Raw genomic sequence first — 6,811 nt, forward strand, 5'->3', positions numbered from 1 at the left:
ACCGCGACCCTTTGGAAGCAGTACAGGACAGGAAATGTCTATGTTGAAATTCATCCTTAAACGTCTATTGGAAGCGATCCCGACTCTGCTGGTCTTGATCACCGTCTCCTTCTTCATGATGCGCTTCGCGCCGGGTAACCCCTTCACCAGCGAACGCGCCCTGCCGCCGGAAGTGTTGGCCAACATCGAGGCCAAATATGGCCTGGACAAGCCCATCGGCGTGCAATACCTCACCTATCTGGGCAATCTGGTCCAGGGCGATCTGGGGCCCTCCTTCAAGTACAAGGACTTCACCGTCAATGATCTGGTGAGTCAGGCGCTGCCGGTCTCCGCCAAGATTGGCTCGGTCGCCTTCCTGCTGGCGGTCACGCTGGGAGTTACGTTCGGCACCATTGCGGCCTTGAAACAGAACACCCTCATCGACTATCTGCTGATGTCGTCGGCCATGGCCGGGGTGGTGATCCCGGGCTTCGTGCTGGCACCCTTGCTGGTGCTCTTCTTCAGTATCTATCTGGGCTGGTTCCCGGCGGGAGGCTGGCAGGGAGGCGGGGTGCAGTTCATGGTGCTGCCGGTGTTCGGCATGATGATGTATTACATCTCCGCCATCTCCCGCATCATGCGTGGCAGCATGATCGAGACCATGAACTCCAACTTCATCCGTACCGCCCGCGCCAAGGGGTTGCCGCTGCGCCACATCATCCTGAAACACGCGCTGCGTCCGGCCATGCTGCCGGTGGTCTCCTATCTGGGCCCGGCCTTCGTCGGCATCATCACGGGCTCCGTGGTGATCGAGACCATTTTCGGTCTGCCTGGCATAGGTCAGCTGTTCGTCAACGGTGCCCTCAACCGTGATTACTCCATGGTGCTCGGCCTGACCATACTGGTCGGCGCCCTCACCATCACCTTTAACGCCGTGGTCGATATTCTCTATGCCGTCATCGATCCCAAGATCCGTTACTAAGCCGGGAGTACATCATGGTTGTCACAACTGAAAAACGCGAAGCCATCGAGGCATTCGCCCAGAAAGTGGAAGTGGTGGAGGGACGCTCCCTGTGGAAGGATGCCCGTCGCCGTTTCCTGCGTAACAAGGCGGCGCTGACCAGCCTCATCATCCTGACCATCATCGGTCTGGCGGTGATCGTCGGGCCGCACCTGTCCCAATACACCTTCGATGATCCGGACTGGGGGGCCATGCAGGCCGCTCCTGACATGGAGACGGGGCACTGGTTCGGCACCGACAGCCTGGGGCGCGATCTGTTCGTGCGCACCCTGCTCGGTGGTCGCATCTCGCTCATGGTCGGCATCATGGGGGCCGTGGTGGCCGTCATCATCGGCACCCTGTATGGCGCCGCTTCCGGCTTCATCGGCGGTCGCGTCGACAGCCTGATGATGCGGGTACTGGAGATCCTCAACGCCTTCCCCTTCATGTTCTTCGTCATCATGCTGGTGACCTTCTTCGGTCGCAACCTGGCCCTCATCTTCCTCGCCATCGGCGCGGTGAGCTGGCTCGACATGGCGCGGATCGTGCGAGGCCAGACCCTGAGCCTCAAGAGCAAGGAGTTCATCGAGGCGGCCCACGTCTGCGGCGTCTCCAAGTGGAAGATCATCACCCGTCATATCGTGCCGAACGTGCTGGGCATAGTGGCCGTCTACGCCACCCTGCTGGTGCCGGGCATGATCATGTTCGAATCCTTCCTGAGCTTCCTGGGACTTGGGGTACAAGAACCCATGACCAGCTGGGGTGCCCTGCTGGATGAAGGCTCCAAGTCGATGGAAGTGGCCATCTGGCAACTCCTGTTCCCCGCCGGTTTCATGGTGGTGACCCTGTTCTGCTTCAACTTCCTCGGGGATGGTCTGCGTGATGCCCTCGATCCAAAGGATCGATAAGACGCCAACGGCGCCATAAGACCCATCCGCTGGACGCGCGGCGTCAGCCGGATGGGCAGGAAAGCATCACGAGAGATCGATAAGGAGTTTTGATATGAAGTTACTGGATGTGAAAGATCTGCGGGTCGAGTTCAAGACCCCGGACGGCAATGTGGTGGCGGTCAACGACCTCAACTTCTCCCTCTCTGCCGGCGAGACCCTGGGGATCGTCGGTGAGTCAGGCTCAGGCAAGTCTCAGACTGCCTTTGCCATCATGGGGCTGCTCGCCAAGAACGGCATCATTACCGGCTCGGCCAAGTTTCAGGGGGACGAGATCCTGAACCTGCCGGAGCACAAGCTCAACAGGATCCGTTCCGAGAAGATCGCCATGATCTTCCAGGACCCCATGACCTCCCTGAACCCCTATATGAAGGTGAAGGATCAGCTGATGGAAGTGCTGATGCTGCACAAGGGGGTGAGCAAGGCGGCTGCGTTCGAGGAGTCGGTGCGCATGCTGGACGCGGTGAAGATCCCCGAGTCGCGCAAGCGGATGAACATGTACCCCCACGAGTTCTCCGGTGGCATGCGCCAGCGGGTGATGATCGCCATGGCACTCCTGTGCCGGCCGCAACTGCTCATCGCCGACGAGCCGACCACGGCGCTCGACGTGACGGTGCAGGCCCAGATCATGACCCTGATGAACGAGCTCAAGCGGGAGTTCAACACCGCCATCGTCATGATCACCCACGACCTGGGGGTCGTTGCGGGCATCTGTGACAAGGTGCTGGTGATGTACGCCGGTCGCACCATGGAGTATGGCCGGGTGAACGATATCTTCTATCACCCGAGCCACCCCTATACCGAAGGGTTGCTGCGCGCCATTCCCCGTCTCGATACCGAAGGGGAGGTGCTGCCCACCATCCCGGGCAATCCCCCCAACCTGCTGCGTCTGCCCACCGGCTGCCCCTTCCAGGAGCGTTGCCACCGGGCGCACGAGATTTGCGGCCAGCAATCACCAGTCCTGACCCCCTTCGGCGACGGACGGACAAGGGCCTGCCACTGGGTTTCGGATGCCATGATCAAGGGGGTGAACTGATGGGTACTGACAAGAAACTGCTGCTGGAAGTGTCTGACCTCAAGGTTCACTTCAGCATCAAGAGTGACAAGGCCTGGCCCTGGGCCAAGCCCTCCGCCCTGAAGGCGGTGGATGGCGTCACCCTGCGCCTCTACGAAGGGGAGACCCTGGGTGTGGTGGGGGAGTCCGGTTGCGGCAAGTCCACCTTCGCTCGCGCGTTGATCGGCCTGGTGCCGGCCACCGACGGCAAGGTGGTGTGGCTGGGCCAGGATCTGACCAAGCTCGAGCAGGGGGCGCTGCGGGAGAAGCGCAAGGAGATCCAGATGATCTTCCAGGACCCGCTGGCCTCTCTGAATCCACGCATGACCATAGGGGACATCATTGCCGAGCCGCTCATCACCTTCTACCCCACTCTCTCCAGGGAGCAGGTGAAGGAGAAGGTGCGGGCCATGATGACCAAGGTGGGGCTTTTGCCCAACCTGGTGAACCGCTACCCCCATGAGTTCTCCGGCGGCCAGTGCCAGCGCATCGGCATCGCCCGGGCGCTGATCCTGGAACCCAAGATGATCATCTGTGACGAGCCTGTCTCGGCGCTGGATGTCTCCATCCAGGCCCAGGTGGTCAACCTGCTCAAGTCCCTGCAAAAGGAGATGGGGCTCTCCCTCATCTTCATCGCCCACGACCTGTCCGTGGTCAAACACATCTCTGACCGGGTGCTGGTGATGTATCTGGGCAACGCGGTGGAACTGGGCACCCGTCAGGAGATCTTCGCCAATCCTCTGCATCCCTACACCAAGGCGCTGATGTCGGCTGTGCCCATTCCGGATCCGGATCTGGAACGCAGCAAGGTGATCCAGATCCTGGAGGGGGACCTGCCGTCGCCCATGAACCCGCCGTCCGGCTGCGTGTTCCGCACCCGCTGTCCGGTGGCGGGCCCCGAGTGCGCCAAGACCCGCCCCATGCTGGAAGGAAACTTCGATCATGCGGTTTCCTGCCTCAAGGTGGACCCGCTCTGAACCAGAGAGCCGTATTCGGGGCGCCCAGGTGGCGCCCCGATTTTTTGCAGGGGCAGATAAGATGCCCCTTGGCGCCACCTTTGGAGGCTGTTACTATCCGCCGCACAAGGGGAGTAACTTCTCGCCGGTTTGTCGTCATTACGGTGCACCCATATCCTGCAGTGCACCCGGCAGCCGGGCAGTTGATGAAGATCAGCTGTAAGTGAGACCTTGCCGAGAGGCAAGGTGTATCTGCTCCAAACGCAAACCCACGCCTCTCGGTCGTGGGTTTTGTCGTTTTGGGAGAAGTGAAAAATGGGTGAATGGTGGATGTGGACCGGTTTCTTCAGCATAGTGCTGGTCATGTTGTGGATTGACATCCGCTTTGTCGGTGGCGGCAAGGCGCACAAGGTGTCTCTGAAAGAGGCGGGGATCTGGTCCCTCATCTGGGTCAGCGTGGCCCTGCTGTTCAACCTGGCCATCTGGCTCTGGCTGGATCACAGTGCAGGCCGTGAGATCGCCAACCAGAAAGGGCTGGAATTCCTCACCGGTTACCTCATCGAGAAGGCGCTGGCGGTGGACAACGTCTTCGTCTGGCTGATGCTGTTTGGCTACTTTGCCATTCCGGCCGAGCTGCAGCGCCGGGTGCTGCTCTATGGAGTGCTGGGAGCCATCGTCATGCGTGCCGGCATGGTGTTCGCGGGCAGCTGGCTCATCGAGCAGTTCCACTGGATCCTCTACCTGTTTGGCGCCTTCCTGCTGCTGACCGGGGTCAAGATGCTGTGGGCCGCAGACAAGGAGCCGGATCTCGCCAACAACCCGCTGCTGGGCTGGATGCGTCGCCGCTTCAAGGTGACGGAGACGCTCGAGGGGGAGAAGTTCTTCGTCTGGCGTGACGGTGTGCGCTATGCCACCCCGCTGCTGCTCATCCTGGTGCTGGTGGAGGTGAGCGATCTCATCTTCGCGGTGGACAGCATCCCGGCCATCTTCGCGGTGACCACGGATCCCTTCATCGTGCTGACCTCCAACATCTTCGCCATCATGGGCCTGCGCGCCATGTACTTCCTGCTGGCCGGCGTCGCCGAGCGCTTCGCCCTGCTGAAATACGGTCTGGCGCTGATCCTGATGTTCATCGGAGTCAAGATGCTGCTGCTGGATATCTTCAAGATCCCGACCGGCATCGCGCTCGGCGTGGTTGCGTTGATCCTGCTGGCCTCCATGGGGCTCAGCCTCTGGGTGACCCGCAAGAAGGTGACTGACCAGAAGAGGGGGTAAGCACCCGCAAAAAAGGGCTCCTTAGGGAGCCCTTTTTCATGTCAGCGATTTGCTTAGCGCTTGATCTTCTTGGGGTTGGTGTAGCCCCAGACGGTGTACATGTCCGCCAGCAGAGCGCCGTTGTACTCTTCCAGATCAGACTGCTTCACTTCGGCATCCCCCTGACGGCCGAACAGCACCACCTCGTCACCGGGTTTGATCCCCTTGATGTCGGTCACGTCCACCATGGTGGTGTTCATGGAGGTCTTGCCCACCACAGGGGCCTTCTGGCCATGGATCAGCACATAGGCCTTGTTGCTCATGGCGCGGCGGTAGCCGTCGGAGTAACCCATCGGCAGGTTGGCGAGCAGGGAGTCGCGCTTGAGGGTGAAGGTGCGGTCATAACCGACGGTGTTGCCCGCCGGGTAGTGGTTGACGGAGGCGACCTGGGTCTTGAACGCCATCACCTTCTTGTACTCGGTGTAGGAGGGGATGGTGTCACCGTAGATGATGCCGCCCGGGCGTACCATGTCAAAGTAGGCTTCCGGCACTTCCAGGGTGGCGAAGGAGTTGGCGGCGTGGATGGTGAGCTTGCTGCGATCCAGCTTGCCGGCGTCGATCAGCCACTGGTAGTCCAGCTTGAACTGGGCCAGCCCCAGCTTGACGTCCTCTTTCTCCTCCACCGGGAAGTGGGTCATGATGCCGACCGGGGTGATCCCCTTGAGTTTCAGCATGGCCAGGGCATCGGCCTTGGCGTCATTCTGGCGCAGGTCGATGCCGTTACGGCTCATGCCGGCGGAGTTCAGGCCGATGTGCACCGACACGTTGGTGTTATGGCGCTGTGCGATGTCGGCGATCCCCTTGGCGCTCTCCAGGCTGCCTACCAGCTCTTCCAGCTTGTAGGGCAGCGCCTGCTCTACCTCGACCGGGGTGGCGGCACGGACCCGCATCAGGCGGCCCTCGAAGCCCTTCTCGCGGGCCACGCGGGCCTCTTCATTGCTGGCGATGCCGATGCAGGGAATGCCCGCCTTGACCACGGAGGGCACCAGCAGATCGATGCCGTGGCCGTAGGCGTCCGCCTTCATGATGGCGCAGATCTGCGGGCCCTTGTCGCCGAGACGATCCTTGAGGGTCTGGATGTTGTGCTCGAAGGCGGTCAAATCCACTTCCAGCCAGGCGTTGGCGGCGGTCTGCTCCTGGCCGTTGCGGGTGTCACTGGCCAGCGGCAGATAGGGGGCGGCGACGGCCTGGCCGGCGAGCAACCCGAAGACCAGGGTCGCGAGCAGGGTTTTCTTGTGCATGGGATGGTTCCTTTTTATTGTTTCTGTTGAGGATGGGCTCGCGTCAGACGCAAGCAGTGGCATGGCTGGGTCAGCATGTTGCTATGCTAATGATATGTTTAAATTTTTACCCAGATACCGACGCTGCGAGTGTATCTCAATGGCGTCATTTGTGGCACTTGTTGCAGGAAGAAAATATGCGTTTCGAGCTGCGTATCCCACCCTTGTTATTGTTTGTCGTGCTCGCCCTCGCCATGTGGCTGGGGCGGGGGGAGGCGCGGGGGACCGGGCTCCTGCTGGTGTTGGCCACGATGTTGCTGCTGGTGGGGGCCGTGCTGGGG

Annotated in this window: 6 protein-coding genes; 5 read left to right on the top strand and 1 reads right to left on the bottom strand. The window is 60.9% G+C overall.

Going from position 1 to position 6,811, the window contains the following annotated elements; all coding sequences use genetic code 11:
* Nucleotides 1–40 precede the first annotated feature (40 nt).
* The 5 genes from oppB (at nt 41) to BN1127_RS09340 (ending at nt 5,211) form a co-directional block, all read left to right on the top strand.
* Nucleotides 41–961: an oligopeptide ABC transporter permease OppB gene (gene oppB / locus BN1127_RS09320; RefSeq protein ID WP_042649231.1), complete on the top strand. Its 921-nt coding sequence runs from the start codon at nt 41–43 to the stop codon at nt 959–961.
* 14 nt (nt 962–975) lie between these two features.
* Nucleotides 976–1,887 carry an oligopeptide ABC transporter permease OppC gene (gene oppC / locus BN1127_RS09325; protein ID WP_005326827.1) on the top strand — a complete coding sequence of 304 codons (912 nt, stop codon included), beginning with the start codon at nt 976–978 and terminating at the stop codon, nt 1,885–1,887.
* Nucleotides 1,888–1,981: 94 nt separating this feature from the next.
* Complete coding sequence (gene oppD, locus BN1127_RS09330) at nt 1,982–2,962, top strand: ABC transporter ATP-binding protein (RefSeq protein ID WP_042649232.1); 981 nt, start codon at nt 1,982–1,984, stop codon at nt 2,960–2,962.
* Nucleotides 2,962–3,957, top strand: coding sequence for a murein tripeptide/oligopeptide ABC transporter ATP binding protein OppF (oppF, locus tag BN1127_RS09335; protein ID WP_042649233.1), 996 nt, complete (start codon nt 2,962–2,964; stop codon nt 3,955–3,957). The genes oppD and oppF overlap by 1 nt, the downstream gene beginning before the upstream one ends.
* Nucleotides 3,958–4,251: 294 nt before the next feature.
* On the top strand, nt 4,252–5,211 hold the full coding sequence (locus tag BN1127_RS09340; protein WP_042649234.1) for a TerC family protein: 960 nt from the start codon (nt 4,252–4,254) through the stop codon (nt 5,209–5,211).
* A 53-nt stretch (nt 5,212–5,264) separates the two neighbouring features.
* On the opposite strand, the gene alr is transcribed toward BN1127_RS09340, so the two are convergent.
* Nucleotides 5,265–6,491: an alanine racemase gene (alr, locus tag BN1127_RS09345; protein ID WP_005326819.1), complete on the bottom strand. Its 1,227-nt coding sequence runs from the start codon at nt 6,489–6,491 to the stop codon at nt 5,265–5,267.
* Nucleotides 6,492–6,811: the final 320 nt, after the last annotated feature.

The sequence above is a fragment of the Aeromonas media genome, from assembly GCF_000819985.1.
In the GTDB taxonomy this organism is placed as follows: Bacteria; Pseudomonadota; Gammaproteobacteria; order Enterobacterales; family Aeromonadaceae; genus Aeromonas; species Aeromonas media.

What these genes read in the sequence shown, in the direction of transcription:
- oppB (WP_042649231.1), top strand. Translation starts at nt 41, where the DNA reads ATGTTGAAATTCATCCTTAAACGTCTATTGGAAGCGATCCCGACTCTG.
- oppC (WP_005326827.1), top strand. Translation starts at nt 976, where the DNA reads ATGGTTGTCACAACTGAAAAACGCGAAGCCATCGAGGCATTCGCCCAG.
- oppD (WP_042649232.1), top strand. Translation starts at nt 1,982, where the DNA reads ATGAAGTTACTGGATGTGAAAGATCTGCGGGTCGAGTTCAAGACCCCG.
- oppF (WP_042649233.1), top strand. Translation starts at nt 2,962, where the DNA reads ATGGGTACTGACAAGAAACTGCTGCTGGAAGTGTCTGACCTCAAGGTT.
- BN1127_RS09340 (WP_042649234.1), top strand. Translation starts at nt 4,252, where the DNA reads ATGGGTGAATGGTGGATGTGGACCGGTTTCTTCAGCATAGTGCTGGTC.
- alr (WP_005326819.1), bottom strand. Translation starts at nt 6,491, where the DNA reads ATGCACAAGAAAACCCTGCTCGCGACCCTGGTCTTCGGGTTGCTCGCC.